General features: G+C 69.3%; 28 protein-coding genes and 1 pseudogene. 18 read left to right on the plus strand and 11 right to left on the minus strand.

Features of this window, described 5'->3' with window-relative positions; translation table 11 throughout:
- Position 1 precedes the first annotated feature (1 nt).
- The 5 genes from rpsM (at position 2) to rplQ (ending at position 3,052) form a co-directional block, all read left to right on the plus strand.
- The gene (gene rpsM, locus A7B18_RS17005; protein WP_102127892.1) at positions 2-382 is read left to right on the plus strand and encodes a 30S ribosomal protein S13; all 381 of its coding nucleotides are present in this window, start codon (positions 2-4) and stop codon (positions 380-382) included.
- A 3-nt stretch (positions 383-385) separates the two neighbouring features.
- Entirely contained in the window at positions 386-781 is a 396-nt protein-coding gene (gene rpsK, locus A7B18_RS17010; RefSeq protein ID WP_102127893.1) for a 30S ribosomal protein S11, read from the plus strand.
- Between the two features lie 135 nt (positions 782-916).
- Entirely contained in the window at positions 917-1,537 is a 621-nt protein-coding gene (rpsD, locus tag A7B18_RS17015) for a 30S ribosomal protein S4 (protein ID WP_102127894.1), read from the plus strand.
- A gap of 12 nt (positions 1,538-1,549) precedes the next feature.
- Positions 1,550-2,554 carry a DNA-directed RNA polymerase subunit alpha gene (locus tag A7B18_RS17020; RefSeq protein WP_102127895.1) on the plus strand — a complete coding sequence of 335 codons (1,005 nt, stop codon included), beginning with the start codon at positions 1,550-1,552 and terminating at the stop codon, positions 2,552-2,554.
- A 147-nt stretch (positions 2,555-2,701) separates the two neighbouring features.
- A complete protein-coding gene (gene rplQ, locus A7B18_RS17025) occupies positions 2,702-3,052 on the plus strand; it encodes a 50S ribosomal protein L17 (protein ID WP_102127896.1) in 351 nt (116 codons plus the stop codon).
- Positions 3,053-3,231: 179 nt separating this feature from the next.
- Here rplQ and A7B18_RS17030 read toward each other — a convergent pair whose 3' ends face one another.
- Complete coding sequence (locus A7B18_RS17030; protein WP_102127926.1) at positions 3,232-3,759, minus strand: HIT family protein; 528 nt, start codon at positions 3,757-3,759, stop codon at positions 3,232-3,234.
- A gap of 48 nt (positions 3,760-3,807) precedes the next feature.
- On the opposite strand from A7B18_RS17030, the gene A7B18_RS17035 reads away from it, so the two are divergent.
- Positions 3,808-4,386, plus strand: coding sequence for an RBBP9/YdeN family alpha/beta hydrolase (locus A7B18_RS17035; RefSeq protein WP_102127897.1), 579 nt, complete (start codon positions 3,808-3,810; stop codon positions 4,384-4,386).
- A gap of 48 nt (positions 4,387-4,434) precedes the next feature.
- Here the strand turns inward: A7B18_RS17035 and trxA are convergent, their stop codons facing one another.
- On the minus strand, positions 4,435-4,773 hold the full coding sequence (gene trxA / locus A7B18_RS17040; RefSeq protein WP_102127898.1) for a thioredoxin: 339 nt from the start codon (positions 4,771-4,773) through the stop codon (positions 4,435-4,437).
- 95 nt (positions 4,774-4,868) lie between these two features.
- Between trxA and A7B18_RS17045 the strand changes: the two genes are divergently transcribed.
- From A7B18_RS17045 to A7B18_RS17060, 4 genes are all read left to right on the plus strand, one after another.
- Entirely contained in the window at positions 4,869-5,195 is a 327-nt protein-coding gene (locus tag A7B18_RS17045; RefSeq protein ID WP_102127899.1) for a DUF309 domain-containing protein, read from the plus strand.
- A 79-nt stretch (positions 5,196-5,274) separates the two neighbouring features.
- A complete protein-coding gene (locus A7B18_RS17050; RefSeq protein WP_102127927.1) occupies positions 5,275-5,868 on the plus strand; it encodes a LabA-like NYN domain-containing protein in 594 nt (197 codons plus the stop codon).
- Complete coding sequence (gene plsX, locus A7B18_RS17055) at positions 5,858-6,904, plus strand: phosphate acyltransferase PlsX (RefSeq protein ID WP_102127900.1); 1,047 nt, start codon at positions 5,858-5,860, stop codon at positions 6,902-6,904. The genes A7B18_RS17050 and plsX overlap by 11 nt, the downstream gene beginning before the upstream one ends.
- Positions 6,905-6,947: 43 nt before the next feature.
- Entirely contained in the window at positions 6,948-8,129 is a 1,182-nt protein-coding gene (locus A7B18_RS17060; protein WP_102127901.1) for a mechanosensitive ion channel family protein, read from the plus strand.
- A 68-nt stretch (positions 8,130-8,197) separates the two neighbouring features.
- Here the strand turns inward: A7B18_RS17060 and ftsH are convergent, their stop codons facing one another.
- Positions 8,198-10,075, minus strand: coding sequence for an ATP-dependent zinc metalloprotease FtsH (gene ftsH / locus A7B18_RS17065; RefSeq protein ID WP_102127902.1), 1,878 nt, complete (start codon positions 10,073-10,075; stop codon positions 8,198-8,200).
- Between the two features lie 125 nt (positions 10,076-10,200).
- Between ftsH and A7B18_RS17070 the strand changes: the two genes are divergently transcribed.
- The 5 genes and pseudogenes from A7B18_RS17070 to A7B18_RS17085 all read left to right on the plus strand — a co-directional run.
- On the plus strand, positions 10,201-10,686 hold the full coding sequence (locus A7B18_RS17070; RefSeq protein ID WP_102127903.1) for a DUF4384 domain-containing protein: 486 nt from the start codon (positions 10,201-10,203) through the stop codon (positions 10,684-10,686).
- A gap of 73 nt (positions 10,687-10,759) precedes the next feature.
- Complete coding sequence (locus A7B18_RS17075; RefSeq protein WP_102127904.1) at positions 10,760-11,089, plus strand: nucleotide pyrophosphohydrolase; 330 nt, start codon at positions 10,760-10,762, stop codon at positions 11,087-11,089.
- Between the two features lie 35 nt (positions 11,090-11,124).
- Positions 11,125-11,679: a YfiT family bacillithiol transferase gene (locus A7B18_RS17080; protein WP_281260169.1), complete on the plus strand. Its 555-nt coding sequence runs from the start codon at positions 11,125-11,127 to the stop codon at positions 11,677-11,679.
- The gene (locus A7B18_RS22920) at positions 11,680-11,802 is read left to right on the plus strand and encodes an NUDIX hydrolase (RefSeq protein ID WP_281260170.1); all 123 of its coding nucleotides are present in this window, start codon (positions 11,680-11,682) and stop codon (positions 11,800-11,802) included.
- A 15-nt stretch (positions 11,803-11,817) separates the two neighbouring features.
- Positions 11,818-12,153: pseudogene (locus A7B18_RS17085) on the plus strand (NUDIX domain-containing protein); the annotation flags it as partial.
- 27 nt (positions 12,154-12,180) lie between these two features.
- Here A7B18_RS17085 and A7B18_RS17090 read toward each other — a convergent pair.
- Genes A7B18_RS17090 through A7B18_RS17100 form a run of 3 tightly spaced genes read right to left on the minus strand, consistent with a single transcriptional unit; the run spans position 12,181 to position 14,201 of the window.
- Positions 12,181-12,375, minus strand: a complete 195-nt coding sequence (locus A7B18_RS17090) for a hypothetical protein (protein ID WP_102127905.1) — start codon at positions 12,373-12,375, stop codon at positions 12,181-12,183.
- A 2-nt stretch (positions 12,376-12,377) separates the two neighbouring features.
- Positions 12,378-13,319: a GTPase Era gene (era, locus tag A7B18_RS17095; protein ID WP_102127906.1), complete on the minus strand. Its 942-nt coding sequence runs from the start codon at positions 13,317-13,319 to the stop codon at positions 12,378-12,380.
- 57 nt (positions 13,320-13,376) lie between these two features.
- Entirely contained in the window at positions 13,377-14,201 is an 825-nt protein-coding gene (locus A7B18_RS17100; protein WP_102127907.1) for an SDR family NAD(P)-dependent oxidoreductase, read from the minus strand.
- Between the two features lie 128 nt (positions 14,202-14,329).
- Here A7B18_RS17100 and A7B18_RS17105 point away from each other — a divergent pair, with 128 nt between their 5' ends.
- Complete coding sequence (locus tag A7B18_RS17105; RefSeq protein WP_102127908.1) at positions 14,330-14,911, plus strand: YIP1 family protein; 582 nt, start codon at positions 14,330-14,332, stop codon at positions 14,909-14,911.
- 70 nt (positions 14,912-14,981) lie between these two features.
- On the opposite strand, the gene A7B18_RS17110 is transcribed toward A7B18_RS17105, so the two are convergent.
- The 3 genes from A7B18_RS17110 to A7B18_RS17120 all read right to left on the minus strand — a co-directional run bounded on the left by A7B18_RS17110 (position 14,982) and on the right by A7B18_RS17120 (position 18,599).
- Positions 14,982-15,806, minus strand: a complete 825-nt coding sequence (locus A7B18_RS17110; RefSeq protein WP_102127909.1) for a transglutaminase family protein — start codon at positions 15,804-15,806, stop codon at positions 14,982-14,984.
- 102 nt (positions 15,807-15,908) lie between these two features.
- Entirely contained in the window at positions 15,909-16,862 is a 954-nt protein-coding gene (locus A7B18_RS17115; protein WP_180970210.1) for an alpha-E domain-containing protein, read from the minus strand.
- The gene (locus tag A7B18_RS17120; protein WP_102127910.1) at positions 16,863-18,599 is read right to left on the minus strand and encodes a circularly permuted type 2 ATP-grasp protein; all 1,737 of its coding nucleotides are present in this window, start codon (positions 18,597-18,599) and stop codon (positions 16,863-16,865) included.
- A gap of 122 nt (positions 18,600-18,721) precedes the next feature.
- On the opposite strand from A7B18_RS17120, the gene A7B18_RS17125 reads away from it, so the two are divergent.
- Together A7B18_RS17125 and A7B18_RS17130 are read left to right on the plus strand one after the other, a co-directional pair.
- Positions 18,722-19,045, plus strand: a complete 324-nt coding sequence (locus A7B18_RS17125; protein ID WP_102127911.1) for a hypothetical protein — start codon at positions 18,722-18,724, stop codon at positions 19,043-19,045.
- Between the two features lie 297 nt (positions 19,046-19,342).
- Complete coding sequence (locus A7B18_RS17130) at positions 19,343-20,332, plus strand: TerC/Alx family metal homeostasis membrane protein (protein ID WP_245872938.1); 990 nt, start codon at positions 19,343-19,345, stop codon at positions 20,330-20,332.
- A gap of 7 nt (positions 20,333-20,339) precedes the next feature.
- On the opposite strand, the gene A7B18_RS17135 is transcribed toward A7B18_RS17130, so the two are convergent.
- Together A7B18_RS17135 and mnhG are read right to left on the minus strand one after the other, a co-directional pair.
- Positions 20,340-20,594: a DUF7683 domain-containing protein gene (locus A7B18_RS17135; RefSeq protein ID WP_102127913.1), complete on the minus strand. Its 255-nt coding sequence runs from the start codon at positions 20,592-20,594 to the stop codon at positions 20,340-20,342.
- Entirely contained in the window at positions 20,591-20,983 is a 393-nt protein-coding gene (mnhG, locus tag A7B18_RS17140; RefSeq protein ID WP_102127914.1) for a monovalent cation/H(+) antiporter subunit G, read from the minus strand. The genes A7B18_RS17135 and mnhG overlap by 4 nt, the downstream gene beginning before the upstream one ends.
- Positions 20,984-20,987 lie beyond the last annotated feature (4 nt).

A 20,987-nucleotide genomic window follows, 5' to 3' on the forward strand; every position in this document is an offset into this window, starting at 1 on the left:
GATGGCGCGAGTTGCCGGAGTGGACCTTCCGCGCGAGAAGCGCATCGAGATCGCCCTGACCTACATCTACGGGATCGGCCTGACCCGCTCCAAGGAAGTTCTGGCGCAGACCGGGATCAGCCCCGACACGCGTGTGAAGAACCTCTCGGAAGCCGAGCAGAGCAGCCTGCGCGACGCCGTGGAGCGGACCTACAAGGTCGAGGGCGACCTGCGCAGCGAGATCGGCCAGAACATCAAGCGCCTGATGGACATCGGCGCCTACCGTGGTCTGCGTCACCGCCGCGGCCTTCCGGTGCGCGGCCAGCGCACGAAGACGAACGCCCGCACCCGCAAGGGCCCGCGCAAGACCGTAGCCGGGAAGAAAAAGGCGACGAGGAAGTAACGTATGGCGAGACCGACCAAGGGCAAGACCCCCCGCCGCGCCCGGCGCAACATCAGCGCGGGCCGCGCGTACGTCAGCGCGAGCTACAACAACACCATCGTCACCATCACCGACCTCGACGGCAACTCCGTGGCGTGGTCGAGCGGCGGCACCATCGGCTACAAGGGCAGCAAGAAGGGGACCCCCTACGCCGCCCAGCTCGCCGCCGCCGACGCGGTGAAAAAGGCCCAGCAGACCTTTGGCATGAACGTCGTGGACGTGATCGTGCGCGGCACCGGCTCGGGCCGTGAGCAGGCGATCCGCGCCATCCAGGCGTCCGGCATCGAGGTCAAGTCGATCATGGACGACAGCCCCGTGCCCCACAACGGCTGCCGTCCCAAGAAGAAGTTCCGCGCCTAAGGGCGCGGCCTGCGCGGCCCACCTGCCCCGCCCCCGCTGTCTCACGACTGAAGCCGCACCACCGGCGAGGAGGCGGGCACCAGAGGGCCGCAGACCCGGCTCATGCGCGTGCATGGGCCAAAGAGGAGTGAGGACATGGGTCGTTTCCGTGGATCGATTACCAAGCTCAGCCGCCGTGAGGGCATCAACCTCGCGGAGACCGAGAAGGTTCAAAAGTACCTCGACCGCCGTCCCTACGCGCCCGGCCAGCACGGCCAGCGCCGGGGCCGGGGCCGCCCCAGCGACTACAGCGTGCGTCTGCGTGAAAAGCAGAAGCTCTCCCGCCTGTACGGCATGAGCGAGAAGCAGTTTCGCAACCTCTTCGAGGAGGCGGCGAATGTGCCCGGGGTGACGGGCACGGTGTTCCTGCAACTGCTGGAGCGCCGCCTGGACAACGTGGTCTTCCGCATGGGCTTTGCCAGCACCCGCCGTCAGGCCCGGCAGTTCGTCGGGCACGGGCACGTGCTGGTGAACGGCAAGCGGGTGGACATCCCCTCCTACCGCGTGAAGATCGGCGATGAGATCAGCGTCTCCGAGAAGAGCCGGCAGATGGGCTTCATCCAGGAGAACATGGAGGCGCAGAAGCGTCGCCGCACCAGCCCCTGGATCGAGCTGAACCCCGATACCTTTAGCGGCACCTTCTCGCGCCTGCCCGCGCGAGAGGACCTGGCGCTGCCTATTAACGAGAACTTCATCATCGAGTATTACTCGCGCTAAGGGAGGCCCGAAGTGGACCAAAAGCGCCCCCAACTCAAGGCCCGCGTGGACGGCGATTACGGCGAGTTCGTGCTCGAACCGCTCGCGCGCGGCTACGGGGTCACCATCGGGAACCCCGTCCGGCGCATCCTGATGTCCTCGATTCCCGGCACCGCCGTGACGAGCGTGTACATCGAGGACGTGCTTCACGAATTCTCGACCATTCCCGGCGTCCGCGAGGATGTCATCCGCATCATCCTCAACCTCAAGGAACTCGTCGTGAAGTTCCACTCGCCCGGCCCCAAGACCCTGACGCTGCGTGCCCAGGGCGAGGGCGTGGTGCGGGCGAGCGCCTTCGAGGTGCCGTCGGACGCCGAGATCGTCAACCCCGACCTGGTGATCGCCAACCTCGCCGAGGACGGCAAGCTGGTCATGGAGGTGCGCGTGGAGGAAGGCGAGGGCTACGTCCCCGCTGACAAGCACGCCACCAAGGACCGCATCAACTCGATCCCCGTCGATGCCGTGTTCTCGCCGGTGCGCCGCGTGGCCTACCACGTGGAGAACACCCGCGTGGGCCAGCAGACGGACCTCGACCGCCTGATCCTGCGGGTGTGGACGGACGGCTCGACCGGGCCGCAGGACGCGCTCGACAAGGCCGTGGAGATCCTGCGCGACGAGCTGACGGTGTTCGGCAACGTGGAGACGCTTCCTGCCGTCACCGTGCCCGACGTGCAGCCCGTCTATACGCCCGCCGCGCCCACCAGCCTGCCGAGCGTGTACGACCTGCCGCGCCAGCCGGAACTCAGCATCAACCCCCAGCCGTACCCCGCCGACCTCGACACGCCGCGCGTGACGCTAGAGGGGCTGGGGCTGACCACCCGGGTGCTGCATTCCCTCAAGGAGGAGGGCATCGACTCGGTGGACGCCCTGTGCGCGCTGTCCGACCGTGACCTGAAGAAGGTTCCCGGCATCGGCGAGCGCAGCCTCGACGAGATCAAGCAGCAGCTCGCGCAGTTCGGCCTGGCCCTGCGCGACTGAGCCGACCTAGTGTTGTCATGCTGAGCGGAGCGAAGCATCTTCCGCCAGCGGTGGAGTAGACCCTTCACTTCGTTCAGGGTGACAGCGCTTCGGCGTTCCGACCTTTCCGGCGGTCCTACCTCCGCCCGACCCTCAAGGAGAATTCCCATGCGTCACGGCAAAGCCGGTCGCAAGCTCAACCGCAACAGCAGCGCCCGCGTCGCCCTGGCCCGTGCCCAGGCGACCGCGCTGCTGCGCGAGGGCCGCATCCAGACGACCCTCACGAAGGCCAAGGAGCTGCGCCCCTACGTTGAGAAGCTGATCACCACCGCCAAGGGCGGCGACCTTCACGCCCGCCGCCTCGTCGCCCGCGACATCCACGACAACGACGTGGTGCGCAAGGTGATGGACGAGGTGGCCCCCAAGTACGCCGACCGTCCTGGCGGTTACACCCGCATCCTACGTGTGGGCACCCGCCGCGGCGACGGCGTGACGATGGCGCTGATCGAACTCGTCTGAGTTCGGGAAATTCAAAGGCCCCGCTTCGGCGGGGTTTTGCTTTTGGGTTGATGACGTGCGGGATGAACATAGGGATTTGTGGCGCCAGGTTCCCTTGGTCGCCCTGCCCGTTCACCCCCTCCCGGCCTCCCCCCTCAAGGGGGAGGAGCAAAAGACAACCTCTGTAATCCCTGGGGCGTTTACCCCGACGTTTGGTCTTTCAGCCTTTCCCACAAGCGTACGGCGAGGTTGGCGTGTTCTTCCGGCGTCACTTCGATCTTCCCGTTCTCTGCCATCAGGAAGTGGAACTGCTGCTCGCCGTATCGAACACCTGGCGGGAGGGGGACAACATGCCAGTGGACATGGCTGTTGCCCTGCTGGCTGCCGAGGGACAGGACATAGACGCGCTCCGTGGGGAGTTCCGCCCGCAAAGCCTCTCCGACCCGGTAGACGAGCGACTGGAGGCGCAAGTATTCCTCGGGTGTGAAGCTCCCCGTCACGTGTTCGCGGTGCTCCCGGGGGACGACTAGGGTATAGTCGACCGCCTGAACGAGGGTTCGGCCTTCCTTGTTGGGAGCCTGGGCGAGAAAGGCGACGGCGAGATCGTCCTCGTAGATGATGTGGTGTCGGTAATCCGGGTGGCCGCTCAGCAAAGCGCAGATGAAACACGGCCCGTTGCGGGTGCGTTCGACGTAAGCCTCAAGATCGTACGGTTGGCGAACGTGCATGGCCGACCGTAGCACAGAGCTGAAAACGGGCGGCGCTAGACTGCCCTCATGACCCCCACCCTCGTCATCGTCCCCGGCCTCGGCGACAGCGGCCCCGAGCATTGGCAGACCCTCTGGACCGAGAAGTTCGGCGCGGCCCGGGTGCAGCAGGACGACCCGGAGGCGCCCGCTCCCGAGGCGTGGGCAGCTCGACTTCAGGAGGTCGTGCAGACGACGCCGGGCGAACTCGTCCTCGTCGGGCATTCGTGCGGGGTGCTCACCATCGTCCACTGGGCGCGGCTGTACGGGGGGAACGAGCGGGTGCGGGGGGCGCTGCTCGTGAGCCCGACCGATGCCGAGCAGGCGAACATGGGCGAGTTGGCTCCCGCCGTGCTCCCCCTCGCCCCGGTGCCGCTCGATCCCCTACCCTTTCCGGCCCTCGTCGTCGCCAGCGAGAACGACCCCTACGTGAGCTTCGAGCGGGCCGGAACCCTCGCGGATGCCTGGGAGGCCGCCTTCGTCACGGCGGGGGAGGCGGGGCACATCAACGTGGCGAGCGGGCACGGGGAGTGGGAGGAGGGCGAAATCCTGCTCGGCGAGGCCCTGCACGCCTGGACGCCGCCGGAGGTCACCCGCTTCCGGGCATAGGAAGAGGGCCGCCCCCGAGGACGGAGGCGGCCCTGCTGTAAAAGGGCTTCAGTTGGCGGTCGCGGCGGCAGGCTGGGCGTACTTGTCGAGCAGGGCCTCGAAGGCGCGCTTGGGCTGGGCGCCCACCATGCCCTCGACGGGCTGGCCGTCCTTGAAGAGGATCAGGGTGGGGATGCTCATGACGCGGAACTGGCCCTGGGTGACGGGGTTGTCGTCCACGTTGAGCTTGCCGATCTTGACCCGGCCCTCGTACTGCCCGGCGAGTTCCTCGACGACGGGGGCGATGATGCGGCAGGGCCCGCACCAGGGGGCCCAGAAATCGACCAGGGTCAGGCCCTCGCCCGTCTCGGCCTTAAAGTTGCTGTCAGTGAGTTCCACAGGCTTCATGAGGTCAGTCTACCCCCGGGGGCCGGAGGCGGATAGGGACGAGATGGACAGTGGCTAACCCGTCGTTCATGCGCTCAGGACGCTAGCGTGGGGAGATGGGGGAGACGCTCAGGGAGGACCTGCGGGCGGGGGCGCGGCTCTTTGACGCGGGCGAGTGGTGGGAGGCGCACGAGGCGTGGGAGGGGCCCTGGATGCGCGCGACCGGCGACGATCGGCACTTCATCCAGGCGCTGATCCTGCTCGCTGCCGCCCTGCACAAGCGCTGGCACCACGGCAGCCTCGCACACCGCAACTTCCACAAGGCCGCCGCCTACCTCGACCGCCTGCCCCCCGAGTACGGCGGGGTGAACCTCGCCCGGCTGCGCGCGGAGGTGTGGGCGGCGCTGCACGACCCGGCCCTGCGTCCGAGGGTGGAGGATTGAGCCGGGGGGTGGGCCTCCCGTATCCTGTGCGGAGGTCCGCCTGTTCCTCCCGGCGGCAGACATGAAAGGCAGACTGATGATGGAACGCATCGCACTCTTTATTGACGGCGCCAACGTGTACGCGGCGGCCAAGCGACTCGGGTGGAATTTCGACCACCGCAAGATTCTGGAGCACTTCGGGGGCTACGGAACTCTCCACAACGCCTTTTACTACACGGCGGTGCCCCTCCCGATGGACGACAAGCAAAAGCGCTTCATCGACGCCCTGACGTACATGGGCTACACCGTCCGCACCCGCCCCCTGCGCGAGTCCACCGACGAGCACGGCGACACCCAGCGCCGGGCCAGCCTCGACATCGAGATCGTGACCGACCTGCTGACGACCGACGCGCGCTACGACACGGCGGTCCTCCTGACCGGGGACGGCGACTTCGAGCGCCCGGTCGAGGTGCTGCGGGCGCGCGGCAAGCGGGTGATCGTGGCGAGCATCCCCGAGATGACGAGCTACGAGCTGCGCAACGCCGCCGACCAGTACATCGACTTCAAGGACATCCGCGAGGCCGTCGAGCGGCCCGGCTACCGCCTCCCCAGCGAGCAGCGGGGGGAGACGCGGGGCGAGGGGACCCGCCCGTACTACGTGACCGCCCCCCTCAGCGACGCCGATGACCGCTGACAAGGTAAGCGCCGGGAAGACCAACACCGCCCTGCCCATCGCTCTCGACGCGGTCGGGGGAGACCACGGGGCGCCGCCCAACGTGGAAGGAGCGGTGCAGGCCGCCCGCGCCGGGGTCCCCGTCCTCCTCGTCGGCGACCGGGTGAGGCTCCACGGCGAACTCGGCAAGCACGCGGGGAGTGTGAGCCTCCCCATCGACGTGGTGGACGCCCCCGACGTGATCGGCATGGACGAGCACGCCTCGGACGTGCGGGGCCGCACGGGCGCGAGCATCAACGTCTGTACCCGGCTGGTGAAGGAGGGCCGCGCCGCCGCCGCCGTCAGCATGGGGCACAGCGGCGCCACGATGGCCTCGGCGCTCCTCACCCTGGGGCGGGTGAAGGGGGTGGACCGTCCGGCGATCCTGACCCACCTCCCCGCCAAGACGGGCTTCGTCACCCTGCTCGACGTGGGTGCCAACGCCGACGTGAAGCCGGGGTACCTCGCCCAGTGGGCGCGGCTCGCCACGGTGTACCTGCGGGTGATCGAGGACCGGGCGGACCCCACCGTCGGCCTGCTCTCCATCGGCGAGGAGGACCACAAGGGCAGCCAGACCGTGCTGGAGGCACACGCGCTGCTGCGTGAGCTGCACGGCCAAGGCATCAACTTCCACGGCAACGTCGAGGGCCGCGACATCTTCCAGGGGACGACGGACATCGTGGTGACGGACGGGTTCACCGGGAACGTGGTCCTCAAGCTCGCGGAGGGAGAGGCCAAGGTTCTGTTCGGCTGGGTGCGTGAGGCGCTGGGAAGCGACCTCAAGACGAAGGTGGGCGGCCTGCTCGTGCGCGGCGCCCTGCGCGGGCTCGCCGAGCGGATGGACCCCAGCACCTACGGGGCGAGCATCCTGCTCGGGGTGCGCGGGCTCGCCTTTATCGGGCACGGGAGCGCGGACGCCCGGGCGGTCAAGAACGCCCTGCTGCGGGCCTCGCGGGCGCACGAGGCGAACCTGATCGCGCGGCTGGAGGCGGCGCTGGCTCCGGGGGCGGACGCGTAGCGGGCCCTTCCGCTTCCTCACCCGTTCGTGAGAGGCTGGGCCGGTGCTGGACGAACTGACCTTTCAACTGCAAAAGCCCCAGGTGTGGCTGGGCCTCGGCCTCACCCTGGTCGTCGCCTATGCGCTCTACCGCTTCGGGCGGACGCTGTTGCGTGCCCTGGCGCCGCACGTCCGCCGCTCCCTGCTGACCGCGCTGGGGTGGCTGTGGTTGCTCGTGGTGGGGATAGGCTGGCTCGCGGTCGCCACCCGGGTCGTGTACCTGCCCAGCGTGCCCTTCCTGTTCGACCTCGGCGGCGACATCGTGGGGGGCTTTCGCAACAGCGCGGGGCAGGTCGTCGTCATCCTGGCGCTCGCCCTGATCGCCTGGAACCTGATCGGGACCCTCAGCGCCCGCATCGTCGCCGAGGAGGAGTTCAACCGCCGCACCGTGCGGGTCCAGACCCTCAAGGGCGTCGTCGAGAGCACCCTCAAGGCCGTCGTGGTCGTCATCGGATTGATCGCCGGCCTTCAGGCGCTCGGGGTGAACGCGACCAGCCTGCTGGCGGGCGTGTCGGTGCTCGGCCTCGCGGTGGGCTTCGGGGCGCAGAGCCTGATCAAGGACGTGTTCACGGGCTTTTTCATCCTGCTCGAAGACCAGTACGGGGTCGGCGACGTGATCACGGTGAACACCGGACAACTTAGCGGGGGAGTGGAGAGGTTGAACCTGCGCGTGACGGCCCTGCGCGCCCTGGACGGCACCCTGCACATCATTCCCAACGGGCAGATCCTGACCGTCAGCGTGAGCAGCAAGGACTGGTCGCGGGTGGTCGCCACGGTGGACGTGAGCTACGGGGCGAACATCGACGACGCCCTGCGGGTGCTGGAGGCCGTGGGCCGCGAGCTGCACGCCGACCCCGAGTGGAGCACCTTCTTTCTCGAGGAGCCCGAGATGCAGGGGGTTACGCAGCTCACCCCCGACGGCGTGCGGCTGCAAGCCCTCTTCAAGGTGCAGCCCAAAAGCCAGTTCGCCCTCGGGCGCGAGTTCAACCGCCGCATCAAGATCGCCATGGACGAGGCCGGAATCGAGATTCCCTCGCCGCAGCGCAAGGTGACCCTGGGTAGCGCCCCCATCGAACTCAAGCTCACCCCGGGCGGGCAGGACGACCGCGACCCGCGCGAGACCCAGAACCGCACGCGGGCGCCCGTGAGGGTAGGCGAGACGCGGGACCCGGAGGAGGAACGGTAGGTGGTTGATGGTGAGTGGTGAGTGGGTCAGACTGTTCTCCACTGACCACTCACCACTTCCCACTGACTTCAGGCGGGCAGTGGCGTCAGGCCCGCGCCGCTCGGGGGCGGCACCTCCTCCAGCGTGCCCCCGGCGAGCAGGGTGGAGAATTCCTCGCCGCTCAGCGTTTCGCGGCGCATCAGGACCGTGACGATCTCGTGCATCCGGTGGAGGTGCTCGCGCATCAGGGCGAGGGTGCGGGCGTAGGCCGCGTCGATCAGGGCGCGGACTTCCTCGTCCACCACGTAGGCCGTCGCCTCGCTCATGGGAAGGGCGTGGGGGCCGCCGCCCAGGAAGCTTCCGTCGTCGGTGGCGAGGGCCACCTTACCCAATCTCCCGCTCATGCCCCACTCGGTGACCATGCGGCGGGCGATGTTCGTGGCCTGCTGGAAGTCGTTTTGGGCCCCCGTCGTCACCTCGCCGTACACGACCTCCTCGGCGGCGCGGCCCGCCAGCGCCACGGCGATCATGTCCTCCAGCGCCGGGCGCGTCACGTGCAGTCGGTCGTCGGCGTCCGGCATCATGAACCCCGCCGCCCGACCCCGCGGCACGACGGTGAGCTTGGCGACCCGGTTCGCGTGGGGCAGAAGCTGGGCGGCGAGAGCGTGACCGACCTCGTGATACGCCGTCACCTTGCGGTCGGCTTCCCTGACGACCAGACTGCGGCGTTCGGGGCCCATCAACACCCGGTCTCTGGCCTCGTCCACATCCCGCCCCGTGATCCGGCTGCGCCCCGCCCGGGCCGCCTGCAACGCCGCCTCGTTGAGCAGGTTCTCCAGATCCGCCCCCACCATCCCCGCCGTTCTCCGTGCCACCACCCCGAGATCGACGCTGGGATCGAGCGGCTTGGTCCGCGCGTGAATCCTGAGAATCTGTTCCCTGCCGCGTACGTCGGGGGCATCGACGACGACCTGACGGTCGAATCTCCCCGGACGCAGCAGGGCTGCGTCCAGCACATCCGGCCTATTGGTCGCCGCCAGGATGATCACCTCCTGCCCGCTGCCGAACCCGTCCATCTCCACCAGCAACTGGTTCAGGGTCTGTTCGCGCTCATCGTTGCCCCCTTGCAGATTCACGCCACGCTTACGACCCACCGCGTCGATCTCGTCGATGAAGACGATGCACGGAGAACTCTTGCGCGCCTGCTCGAACAGGTCACGGACCCGGGCTGCCCCCACCCCGACGAACATCTCCACGAAGTCCGAACCCGAGATCGAGAAGTACGGCACCTTGGCCTCACCTGCGACGGCTTTCGCAAGGAGGGTCTTGCCGGAGCCGGGGGGGCCGACGAGGAGCACGCCGTGGGGGATGCGGGCGCCGAGCTGGTGGTAGCGTTCGGGTTGGCGCAGGAAGTCGACGACTTCCTGCAAGTCCTGCTTGGCCTCGTCGCAACCGGCCACATCCGCAAAGGTCAGCTTGATCTGGCCCTCGGCGATCACCGCCGCCTTCGACTTGCCGAACGTGCTCGCGGCGCCGCCCCCCGACGGGCCACGCAGGCTGCGCCACAAGACGAGCAGGATCAAGCCGGTGAGGATCAGGGGAAGCACCTGGGCCATCCAGCCGAAGGGGGTGCCGCCCGCCGTGACCTTGACCGGCACGCCCGCCTCCCGCAGCCGGGTCAGGGTGGCGGCGTCGGGGGGCAGGACGACCGAGCGCAGCCGCGTGGCCCCCTGCAACCAGACGCTGGCATTGCCCGCGCCGTCGAGGGTGACGGACTTGACCTCGCCCTGGCGCAGGTCCTCGAAAAAGCGGCTGGTGGTGTACCCGCCCGTGGAGGCCGGGGGGATCTGGCCGGGGGCGCTGAGGGGGCCGGGAGCATTCGTCGCCTGCCGGGCCCCGGCGGGGGCGGCGAGCAGGAGGGCCAGCAGCGCCGCCAGCACACGGCGCGGGGGGCGGGAGGGGGGCATGGCGCCATGCTACGCCGCGTGCCCCGCTCCATACCTTGCGCTCCGTGACCTTTGGGGAGGAACCCCGCAGGCGGGGCCGCCCTTTTCCTCAGGGTTCCGTCAGCCTGCGCGCCTATGCTGGGCCCATGCGCACCGCACTTCTGCTCGGCTCGCTGGCCCTGGGGCTCAGCGCCTGCACCGTCTCTGTCCGGTCGAACGTGGGTCTGGTGGGGGGCAACCTGATCTCGGACGTGCGCCCCGACCGCGGCGAGGGCGGGAGCTACTTCGTGGGCGACCCCGTGCGGATCAGCGTGACCACGCGCGCCGCCGGGTACGTGACGCTGGTGGCCCTCCAGCCCAACGGGTTCGCGAGCACCCTGGCCCGCAACGTCTACGTGAACCCCGGCACCACCGTCTTCCCGCGCGCGCAAGACGGCGTGACCTACAACGTGGCCCCGCCGCGCGGCCTCCAGCGGGTCCGGGTGCTCTTCACCCGCGTGCGCCCGACCACCGACATCGTGCTCAGCGGCGTGTATACCGGCGACCGCCTCAACGTCGCCACCAACCAGTACCTCACGCCCTACGCGCCCGCCGACCGCGACGTGCAGGAGACGTACTTCTACATCCGCTGATTCGCCGACTTCCAGCCGCCAGCCGTCCACGGGCGGCTGGTTTTCCGTGGGGTGGGCGCCTACCCTGGGCCGCATGAGTCTGACCTTTGCCGAAGCGGGTGAGCGGGTGCACGCCTACGTCTCGCAGTTCGAGGAGGGCTACTTCCCGCCCCTCCTCCTGCTCGCGCGCCTGACCGAGGAGACCGGGGAGGTCGCCCGCGTCCTCGCGCACCAGAACGGCAAGACGCCCAAGCCCGGCGAGGAGGGCGGCGACCTGGAGATGGAACTCGCCGACCTCCTCTTCGTGATGGTGTGCCTCGCCAACAGGCAAGGTCTGAGCCTGGAGCGCGGCTTCACACGCATGATGGAGAAGGTCGAGACGCGCGACGCGGCCCGCTGGACGAAAAAGCAGTCCGGGGAATGACGATGGCAGGGGACGATGGCAAGGTAGGCTGAGCCGTGCCCGACCCCTCCCCGACCGACCTCCCCCAGACCGACTTACGCTCCCCCCTCGGCCCGATGCCCCAGCCCTTCACGCTGACGCCCCAGGAGCGGGCGGGGGCCCTCGCCGCCATCCGCGCCCTGCCCGGCGAGCTGCGCGGCGCCGTCACAGGCCTCCCCGACGCCGGGCTCGACACCCCGTACCGCGAGGGAGGCTGGACGGTGCGGCAGGTCGTCCACCACGTCGCCGACAGCCACCTGAACGCGGTGGTCCGCCTCAAACTCGCCCTCACCGAGGAGCGCCCGACGGTCAAGCCGTACGAGGAGGGCCTGTGGGCCGAACTCGCCGACGTGCGGCTGCCCCTCGAACCCTCCCTGATGGTGCTGGACGGCCTGCACGCGCGCTGGGCGGCGGTGCTGGGGAGCCTGACCCCGCAGGACTGGGCGCGCGAGTGGACCCACCCGGCGCACGGCCACACCTTCACGGTGGATACCCTGGCGGCGATGTACGCCTGGCACGGGCGGCACCACGCCCTGCACATCACCGGGCTGCGGCAGAGGCGGGGCTGGTAGATGCAGTACGACCAGACCTTCGACGTGCCCGTGACGCTGCGTTCGGCGGGCGTGGTCGTGCTCAACAGCCGGAACGAGGTGCTCCTCGTCTGCGAGCACAAGCCGGGGAGCCGCGGGCTGTAGCACCTCCCCGCCGGAGGGGTGGAGGAGGGTGAGAACCCGCAGGACACGGCGGTGCGGGAGGCGTACGAGGAGACGGGGCTGACCGTGCGGCCCGTCAGGTTCCTGAACACGCTGCTGGGCCGGATGCCCGACGGTCCCCTCATCCTGCGTTTCGCGTGGCTGGCGGAGGTCGTGGGCGACGGGGACAACCCCGCCCCTCTTCCCGCCTTCGAAGGGGAGGTCAAAAAGGCCCGCTTCTTCACCCGCGCCGAGGTCGAGGAGCTGTACGCGCGTGGAGAACTCCGCATGTACCACACGAAGGTTTTCGTGGATACGGCGTATGAGATGCGAGAGGAGAAGGCGGGAGCCTGAGCCGCCCGCCCTCTTGATTCGGTACTTTCAACGCTTGTGCGGCTTCCTGCTCGCCTTGATCAGGGTGACGAGTTCCGGGGGACGCTTCTCGCCGTTCAGTTCCGCGAGGAGGGCCGCTGGATACTCCTTGCAGACCTCGCCCCTCCAGCGTTCCGTCTTCCGGTTCCACACGCGCCAACCCTCACCGGGGATGGCCTTGGCGACGAAGCGGGCCCGGCTCATCCTTACTCGTACCCCAGTTCCCGCAGCGCCTCCTCGTCCTCGCGCCAGCCGGGGATCACGATGACCTCCAGGCCCAGGAAGACCTTGCGGTCGAGGAAGACTTCGAGCTGCTTTCTCGCGGCCTGCCCGATCTCGCGCAGTTGCTTGCCGCCCGCGCCGATCACCATGCCCTTGTGGGCGTTTTTCTCGACGATGAGCTCGCCCTCGATGCGGACGAGGCCGTCTTCGCGCTCGGTCCAGCCGTTGACGCGGGTGGCGACCGAGTAGGGCAGCTCCTCGCGCAGCTTCTTCATCGCCTCCTCGCGGATGATCTCGGCGGCCCACTGCTCGCGCGTCTGGTCCGACGCCCCCGAGTTCGGGAAAAAAAAGGGGTTCTCGGGCAGCACGTCGAGCAGTTGCTCGCGCAGCGTGGCGACCGCCGCCGGGTTGTTCTGCGCGCTGAGCATCGTCTCCTGCGTCTCGCCCGCGCGGCCCTCCAGCAGCGCGCGGTAGAGCTTCATCGCCTCGTCGGGGTACTTGGCGGCGTCCGTCTTGTTGCCCACCAGGAAGAGGGGCTTGGGCAGATCGCGCACCTGCCGGGCGACGAGTTCGTCCTCGTCCGAGGGCGGGCGGCGCAGGTCCACCACCCAGACGATGACGTCCACGTCGGCCAGGGCACTCTGGACCTCGCTGTTCATGTACTTGCCGAGGGCGTCTTTGGGCTTGTGCAGGCCCGGCGTGTCCACGAAGACGATCTGCCGGGTCTCGGTCGTGTAGATGCCGCGCACGCCCCGCCTCGTCGTCTGCGGGCGCGGGCTGGTGGGGGCCACCTTGGTGCCCAGGAAGGCGTTGAGGAGCGTACTCTTGCCGACGTTCGGCTTGCCGACGATGGCGATGAAGCCGCTGTGCGTCTCGTTGGAGGTGGTCGCCCCGCCGGATTCGGGGGAGGAGATGGGGTCCGTCATGGGGGGATTGTCTCACGGGGGCGACGGGCCAACCGTGCCGGGGGGGGGGGCCGCCCCTCACTTCCTCCGCGCCTGCACTCCCTTGATGATCCGGGTCATCACCCCGCGCGGCAGGAGGCGGGGGCCCAGCACCTGAAGCTGGTTGAGCCGCCCCGGCACCACGACCGCCTGCCCGGCGAGCATGGCCTCCACCCCCTGCCGGGCGACCTCCCGGGCACTCAGCATGGTCGCGCGGGCAGGACCCTGGAGCAGCCGACTCTGCCCCAGCCGCGCCGCGTCCTGAAAGCCCGTCTCGACCGGACCGGGACACAGGGCGGTGACCGAGACGCCCGTGCCCCGCAGCTCCTCGCCCAGGGCCTCGCTGAGGGACAGGACGTAGGCCTTCGAGGCGTAGTACACCGCCATCAGCGGCCCCGGCTGGAAGGCGGCGGTGCTGGCGACGTTGAGAAGGCGGCCCCGGCGGCGCTCCACCATGCCGGGCAGGAAGCGGCGGCTCAGGTCGGTCAGGATGGCGACGTTGACCTGCACCATCCGGGCGATCTCGCCGGGGTCCTGGGTGTGGAACTCGCCGTAGCCGCCGAAGCCCGCGTTGTTGACGAGCAGGTCCACCGTCAGCCCGCGCGAGGCGAGTTCGCCCTCCAGCCACGCGCCCGCGCCGTCGCGGGTCAGGTCGAGCGCGAGGGGGTGGGCCTGAATCCCGCGCTGACTCGTCAGCTCGTCCGCCAGCGCCCGCAACTGCTCCTCGCGGCGGGCCACCAGGACGAGGTTCGCGCCCCTGGCGGCGAGGTGCCGGGCGATCTCCTCGCCGATGCCGCCGCTCGCGCCGGTGACGAGGGCGGTGGGGGGACCGGGCCGGGGGGTGGGGGAGGTGGGGGAAGACATGGGGCCATCCTGCCTGAATCGGGGGGCCGGGAACAGGGCCCGGGGGACGGGGCGCCCCGCCTTTAGACCCACTTCACCCTCGCGCCCCGGGCTGGAACCCCCCCACCCCCCTCCCCGTACTCTGGGGCATGACTGCTCCCTCTCCCATCCAGGCGAAAATCACCGACATGTTCTCGCAGAGTGTCACGGTGCTCGCCCGCCCCGGGCCCCAGACCTTCGAGCTGTTTGAGCGCCGCGGGGGCATCTCGCAGGCCGTGATCTACGTGCTGCTCGCCGCCGTTGTGTCGGCCCTCATCGCCGCGATCTTCGCGCCCTTTCACGCGGGCACCACCTTCTTCGGGCAGCTCATCACCCGCCTCGTCCTGATTCCCCTTCAGTTCTTCATCTTCACCGGGGCCGTGTACCTGATCGGCAAGTACGTCTTCCGGGGCACGGGCACCTACCCCGAGGTCGCCTACTCCTTCGCGCTCTTTTTCGTGCCCCTGAGCATCATCGGCACCCTGCTGGGCATCATCCCGATTCTGGGCTTCCTGGTGGGCCTGCTGATCTCGGTCGCCATGATCTTTTACGGCTTCCTCGCGGTGGGGTCGAGCATGAACATCCACGACGCGGTCAAGGCCGGGGTCACGCTGATCCTCTCGGGCATCGCGTACTGGGCGGTGGGCGGCTTCCTGCTGGCGCTGATCCTCGCGCCGTTCACGCGCGGGTAACGGTCAGGGATGGAAAGGACGGGGCGGAGGCGGTGGCGGGCCCACCCTCTCCGCCCCTCCCCTTGGCCCCCTACTGCTCGCCGTAGACCCGCACCTCCACGTCGAGTTCCCCGCGCCCGCCGCCGTAGTAGGTGCCGCGCACGGGGGACACGTCGCTGTACTCTCGCCCGTGGCCGATCTTGACGTGGCGCTCGCGGGCGAGGCAGTTGTTGGTGGGGTCGTAGCCCAGCCAGCCGGAGCCCGGCAGGAAGCACTCGACCCAGGCGTGGGTCGCCTCCGCCCCCACCAGCTCGCCCCCCGAGTACAGGTAACCGCTCACGTACCGGCCCGGAATGCCCAGCCCCCGCACTACGCCGAGCATCGCGTGGGTGAAGTCCTGGCACACCCCGCGCCCGTGGGTGGCGAACTCGGCCAGCGGGGTGCTCACGGTCGTCGCCCGCGTGTCGTAGCGGAAGCGGCGGTAGAGCGAGGTGGTGAGGTCCATCAGGAAGCCGGGCAGGTCGTCGCCGGAATCGGGCGTGGCGACCCCGAAGACTGCCGCCCAGTTCCCGGCGGGCACGCGCGGGCTGGGAACGAGGAACTCGGTGTGCGGCCCGCACGCGCCCTGCAAGGCGGCGAACGGGATGGGCGGGGGCGGGGGGACGGGGTGGGTGTCCACGATGGCCTGCGCCTCGATCCTGAGGGTGGTGTGCGGCTCGTGGACGTGGACGTGGTGGACGATGGCCCCGAAGTAGTCCTTGTGGGAGGTGACCACCGCCTCGGGCTCGACGGAGAGGTGGAAGGAGCGCACGCTCTGCCGCGCCTCGCGGGACGGGTGCAGCCGCACCTCGTTAAAGGAGTCCCAGGCGGGTTTGGGGTAGCGGTACTCGGTGGTGTGGCGGATTTCGCAGCGCATACGCGGAAAGGGACCCTCAGCCCGGGCAGTCTGACAGGCGGGGCCCGGAAGAACGTGACGCGGGGCTCAGCCGGACTGAAGAAAGGCCCGGGCGGGGAAGCTTCATTCCTGCTGAAAGTACGCCCGGTTGATCGCCGCGCCCACCCGGTTGAAGTCCCCGAGCAGTTCGCCCAGGCCGGGGTCCTCCCGCTCCAGGATGTCCTCCACGCCCGCGAATTGCAGCCGGGCGACGAGCCAGCGCGAGAGGCGCAGGATCTCGGGGTGCGCGCCGGGGTGGTGGCGGTCGATCTGGGTGAGGGCGTCGTGCAGGTTCTCGGCGCTGTAGCGCACGCTGCGTGGGAAGTACTCGTCGAGCAGCAGGAATTCGCCGATGCGCGCGGGGTCGATGCCGCTCTGCACCCGTTTGCGGTAGGCCTCGTAGGCGCTCGCCCCCTTGAGGACGCTCACCCAGCGCTGGTCTTGCACCGCGCGCTGCGTCGGGTCGCCCTGCGCCTGCCCGTCCATCACCCGGGAGTAGGTCTGGAGCACGCGAGTCACGTTGTCGCCGCGTTCGAGCATCTGCCCGGCGCGCAGGAAGGACCAGCCCTCGTCGCGCGGGAGGGTGGCGAAGGCGATCCCGAAGAAAAACTGCGAGGCGTCGCGCGCCGAGGCGCAGAACTCGAAGAGGCCGTCGCGGTCGATCACCCCCTCGTCCTGGAAACAGACGTCGAGGTAGGTGCGGTTGAGGGCCTCCCACATCTCCGAGGGGATGCGGTCGCGCAGGCCCCGCGCGTTCTCGCGGGCGCGCAGCACGCTGCTGGCGATGCTCGACGGGTTGCCCTGGTCGAAGGCCAGCCACGCGCTCACCGAGCGGGCGTCCACCCGCCCGTACTTCTCACGCAGCGGCCCCTCGCCCCCGGTAAGTTCGAGCAGGGGCGCCCAGTGTTCGCGCGCCCGCCCGGTCATCTCCAGGGTGGCGGAGTAGTTGACGTTCAGCAGCCGGGCGGTGTTCTCCGCGCGCTCGACATACCGCCCGATCCAGAACAGATTCTCCGCGAGGCGGGAAAGCAGCAGCATTCAGCGTTCCTCCCCTGAGGTGGTGTCCAGCTCGTCTTTTTCCAGTTCCTGCTGGAAGGAGTGCTGGCCGGGCGCGTCCGGCGGCGGCGGGGTACCGACAGGCGGCGCTCCCTGCGTCTGGCTCTGGGACTGGGACTGGGTGCCGCCCCCCGACTGCGACTGGCTCTGGGTCTGGGCCCCGCTCGACTGGAACTGGCCTTGCGTGGCCGCCCCCGGCTCGAAGCCCCCCTGGTACTGGCTCTGCGCCTGAACGTTCAGAGGAGCGCCGCCCGAGAGGAGCTGGCTCATCCCCTGCGGGGTGGCCCGCCCGTCGTGGTCGAGGACCCAGGTGTCCTTGCTCCCGCCCCCCTGGCTGGAGTTCACGACGAGAGAACCCCGCCGCAGCGCCACCCGGGTGAGGCCCCCCGGCACGATGGTCACCTCCTGCCCGCACAGGATGTAGGGCCGCAGGTCCACGTGCGCGGGCTCGAACTCGCCGGAGTCGGGGTAGAAGGTGGGGTGGCGGCTGAGGCCCACGACCGGCTGGGCGATGAACTCACGCGGTGCCGAGCGCACCTTCACGAGGTACGCTTCCACCTCCTCTCGGGTGGCGTAGGGACCGAGCAGCATCCCGTACCCGCCCGCCTCGCCGACCCCCTTGAAGACGAGTTCGTCCGCGTGGGCGAGCATGTACTCCAGGTGGTCCGGGTTCCAGCCCAGGAAGGTGGGGACGTTGTTCAGGAGCGGCTCCTCGTTCAGGTAGTAGCGGATCATCTCCGGCACGTAGGCGTACACGGCCTTGTCGTCCGCCACCCCCGTCCCGATGGCGTTGGCGATGGCGACCCGGCCCTGGCGGTAGACCTCGACGAGCCCGGCGACCCCCAGCGCGGAGTCGGGGCGGAAGGTCAGCGGATCGAGGAAGTCGTCGTCGATCCGGCGGTAGATCACGTCCACCTGCCGCCTGCCCCCGGTCGTGCGCATCCACACCCGCCCGGCGTCCACGAAGAGGTCACGGCCCTCGACGAGTTCGACCCCCATCTGCTGGGCGAGGTAGGCGTGCTCGAAGTAGGCGGAGTTGTACATCCCCGGCGTGAGGACCACGACCGTGCCGTTCTCGCGCGGGCTGAGCGACTGGAGGAGGTGCAGCAGGGTACTCGTGTAGTGCCCGACGGGCCTCACCCCCTGTCCCCGGAACATGCCGGGGTAGATGCGGGTCATCGCCTGCCGGTTGGCGAGCAGGTACGACACGCCGCTCGGCGAGCGCAGGTTGTCCTCCAGCACGAGGTACTCGCCCTGTTCATTGCGGATCAGGTCGGTGCCGACGATGTGGGTGTAGAGCCCGAGCGGCACCCTGATCCCGTGGACCTCGCGCCGGAAGTGGGCGGAGGTGTACACGAGCTCACTGGGGATCACCCCGTCGCCGAGGATCTGGGCCTGGGAATAGATGTCGCCCAGAAAGGCGTTCAGGGCCCGCACCCGCTGGGTGAGCCCGGCCTCCACGTGGGCCCACTCGCTCGCCGGAATGACGCGCGGCACCGGGTCGAAGGGGAAGGTGCGCTCGGTGCCCTGCGAGTCGCCGTACACCGTGAAGGTGATGCCCTGGTTGCGAAAGGCGAGGTCGAGGAGGCGGTGACGGCGCCCGAACTCCTCGACCCCCTGCGCGGCGAGGTACTCCCGAATGCCCTGGTAGTGGGGCCTCACCGTGCCGCCTTGCCCAAACATCTCGTCGAAGAACCTGCTGCCCGGCTCGTACTTCATGCCCCCGTCTCCCTCCCCTGGGGCGCGGCCCCGGACGATGCCCCAAGATAACGAACTGCCCAGCCCGGGGAAGGCGGCGATCAGACAGGCCCCCCGCCGCCCCACGCCCTACACTGCCCCCCATGACCCAGGATCAGGGAACCCAGGACAAACTCATCGCCCCGGACGACCGCGCGAGGCTCGATCAGGTCTTCATGCAGGTCGTTCTGGACGTGCAGGCGCAGGTGCAGCAGACCGAGCCCGAGCGGCCCGGCAACCTCGCCGCCATGTTCCACAAGGAGACCGTCTCCGACGCCCTGCAAGGCTGCGCCATGCTGATCGCGGGCTGGAACGAGAACCGGGTGGACGACGCGGGCGTGACCCGGGCCGCCAAGGCCCTGCGCAGCCTGGGGCTCGAAGACCTCGCGGAGCGGGTCGAGCGGCTGCGGGGCATTGACGAAGCCTGAAGAAATGCCCCCGGCGGGGGAGGTGTGTAGGCTCTTCTACAAAGGGCGGGCGGGGGCTCTGGCAGGCTGAGCCTCACTCCGGGGGAGTACGCCGCCCCGCTCCTGAGACGAGCGAGGGTGCGCGGGGACCGACAGTTCGGGCGGGAAATCCGCTCCGGTTCCGCGCGGCAAGGGCCAGACCCGGACAGGACGCCGCCCGGGCTCCTGTTCGTGTCTGGCCCTTCCCCGGTGGGAGGCGGGCCGGGACGGGGAACCTGGGCGGGAGTCTGGAAGGGCACTCCCCCGATGGAAGTTCTGATGACCCTCTGGCTCGGTAAGCCCGCCTGGATGTGGGCGCTGTTCATCACGCTCGTGACCGCGCTGCTCGCCTTCGACCTCGGCGTCCTGGGTCGGCGGCGGGCGGCCAAGGGCGGCTCGCAGGAGATCGGCGTGGCCGAGAGCCTGCGGCTGAGCGCCTTTTACATCGCCATCGCCCTGCTGTTCGGGTGGTGGGTGTGGGGCACGCTGGGCGCCGAGAGCGGCCTGGCGTACTTCACGGGCTTCGCGGTCGAAAAGGCCCTCGCCCTCGACAACGTGTTCGTGATCAGCGTGATCTTCGCGGCCCTCGCCGTGCCCCGCCACCTCCAGCACCGGGTGCTCTTCTGGGGCATCCTCGGCGTGATCGTGCTGCGCGGCATCATGATCGGGCTGGGTGCGGCGCTCGTGAGCAACTTCGACTGGATCATGTGGGTCTTCGGCGCCTTCCTGCTGCTCACCGGAGTGCGGCTGCTCTTCGTGCGGGGGGGCCACGACCACGCCCCCGACCTCGAGCGCCACCCCGTCGTGCGGATGCTGCGCCGGGTGATGCCCATCTCCCCCAAGCTCGACGGCGAGAAGTTCGTGACCCGGCTGCCCGACGCCGCGGGCCGGGTGCGCCTGCACGCCACGCCGCTGCTGCTCGCCCTGCTGCTCGTGGAGGCCGCCGACCTGGTGTTCGCGGTGGACTCCATCCCGGCGATCTTCGCGATCACGCAAGACCCCTTCATCGTCTACACCAGCAACATCTTCGCCATCCTGGGCCTGCGCGCCCTGTACTTCGCCCTCGACGCGCTGATCCACCGCTTCCAGGCGCTCAAGCCCGCGCTGGCGCTGGTGCTCGTCTTTATCGGCGGCAAAATCTTCTACAACCAGTTTTTCGGCAAGCTCGACCCGGCGATCAGCCTCGGCGTCACGCTCGCCATCCTCGCGGGCGGCATCCTCGTCAGCCTGTGGAAGACGCGCGGGGAGGAGGCGCGGCCCGCGGCATAATGGGACCTCAAACCGGGTTGGCTTCGATGAGGTAGCTGAACTTTCGGAAGTCCCAGCCTGAATTGGGAAGACGGTCATCCAAAACTTCTATTTGATCAAGCGTTTCCAGAGGATGAGCGTCGAAGATGTATGGGCGCTCATCCGCTCCTGGGGCCAGCACGTCCCTGATTCGCTCAGGGTTGCAGCCGCTCAATTCCACCTCCTCGACCAGAGCCCCGGTCGTCCTGTCGAACACGTACAGGACGTAGACCCACGGGGTCACGCCTCCTCCGCCCTCAGCGACCGCTGCGCCTCGCGGTCGGCCTGCGCGACCTGCTCCGCCTGCCCGAGGGCGCCCCACTCGTCGGTGCCGTCCTCCAGGGTGGGCGCCAGCCCCCGCAGGTAGGCGGCCTGCGCGATCAGGTAGGCGGTGAGCGGGGTGGTCAGGAACTGGAAGAGCAGCACGGCGGCGAGCCGGGTGAAGGCCGCCGCGTCGGCCAGCTCGAAGGCCACCCCCAAGAAGATGCCCGCCGACCCCAGCGTCACGAGCTTGCTGCTCGCGTGCAGCCGCGAGTAGAGGTCGGGAAAGCGCACCACCCCGATCGCGGCGGTGAGCACGAAAAAGGCCCCGATCAGGATGGGGATGTCCCGCCAGGGGTGAAAGTCAGCCACGCCC

Origin of the sequence: Deinococcus planocerae (assembly GCF_002869765.1) — a bacterium.
Classification (GTDB): Bacteria; Deinococcota; Deinococci; order Deinococcales; family Deinococcaceae; genus Deinococcus; species Deinococcus planocerae.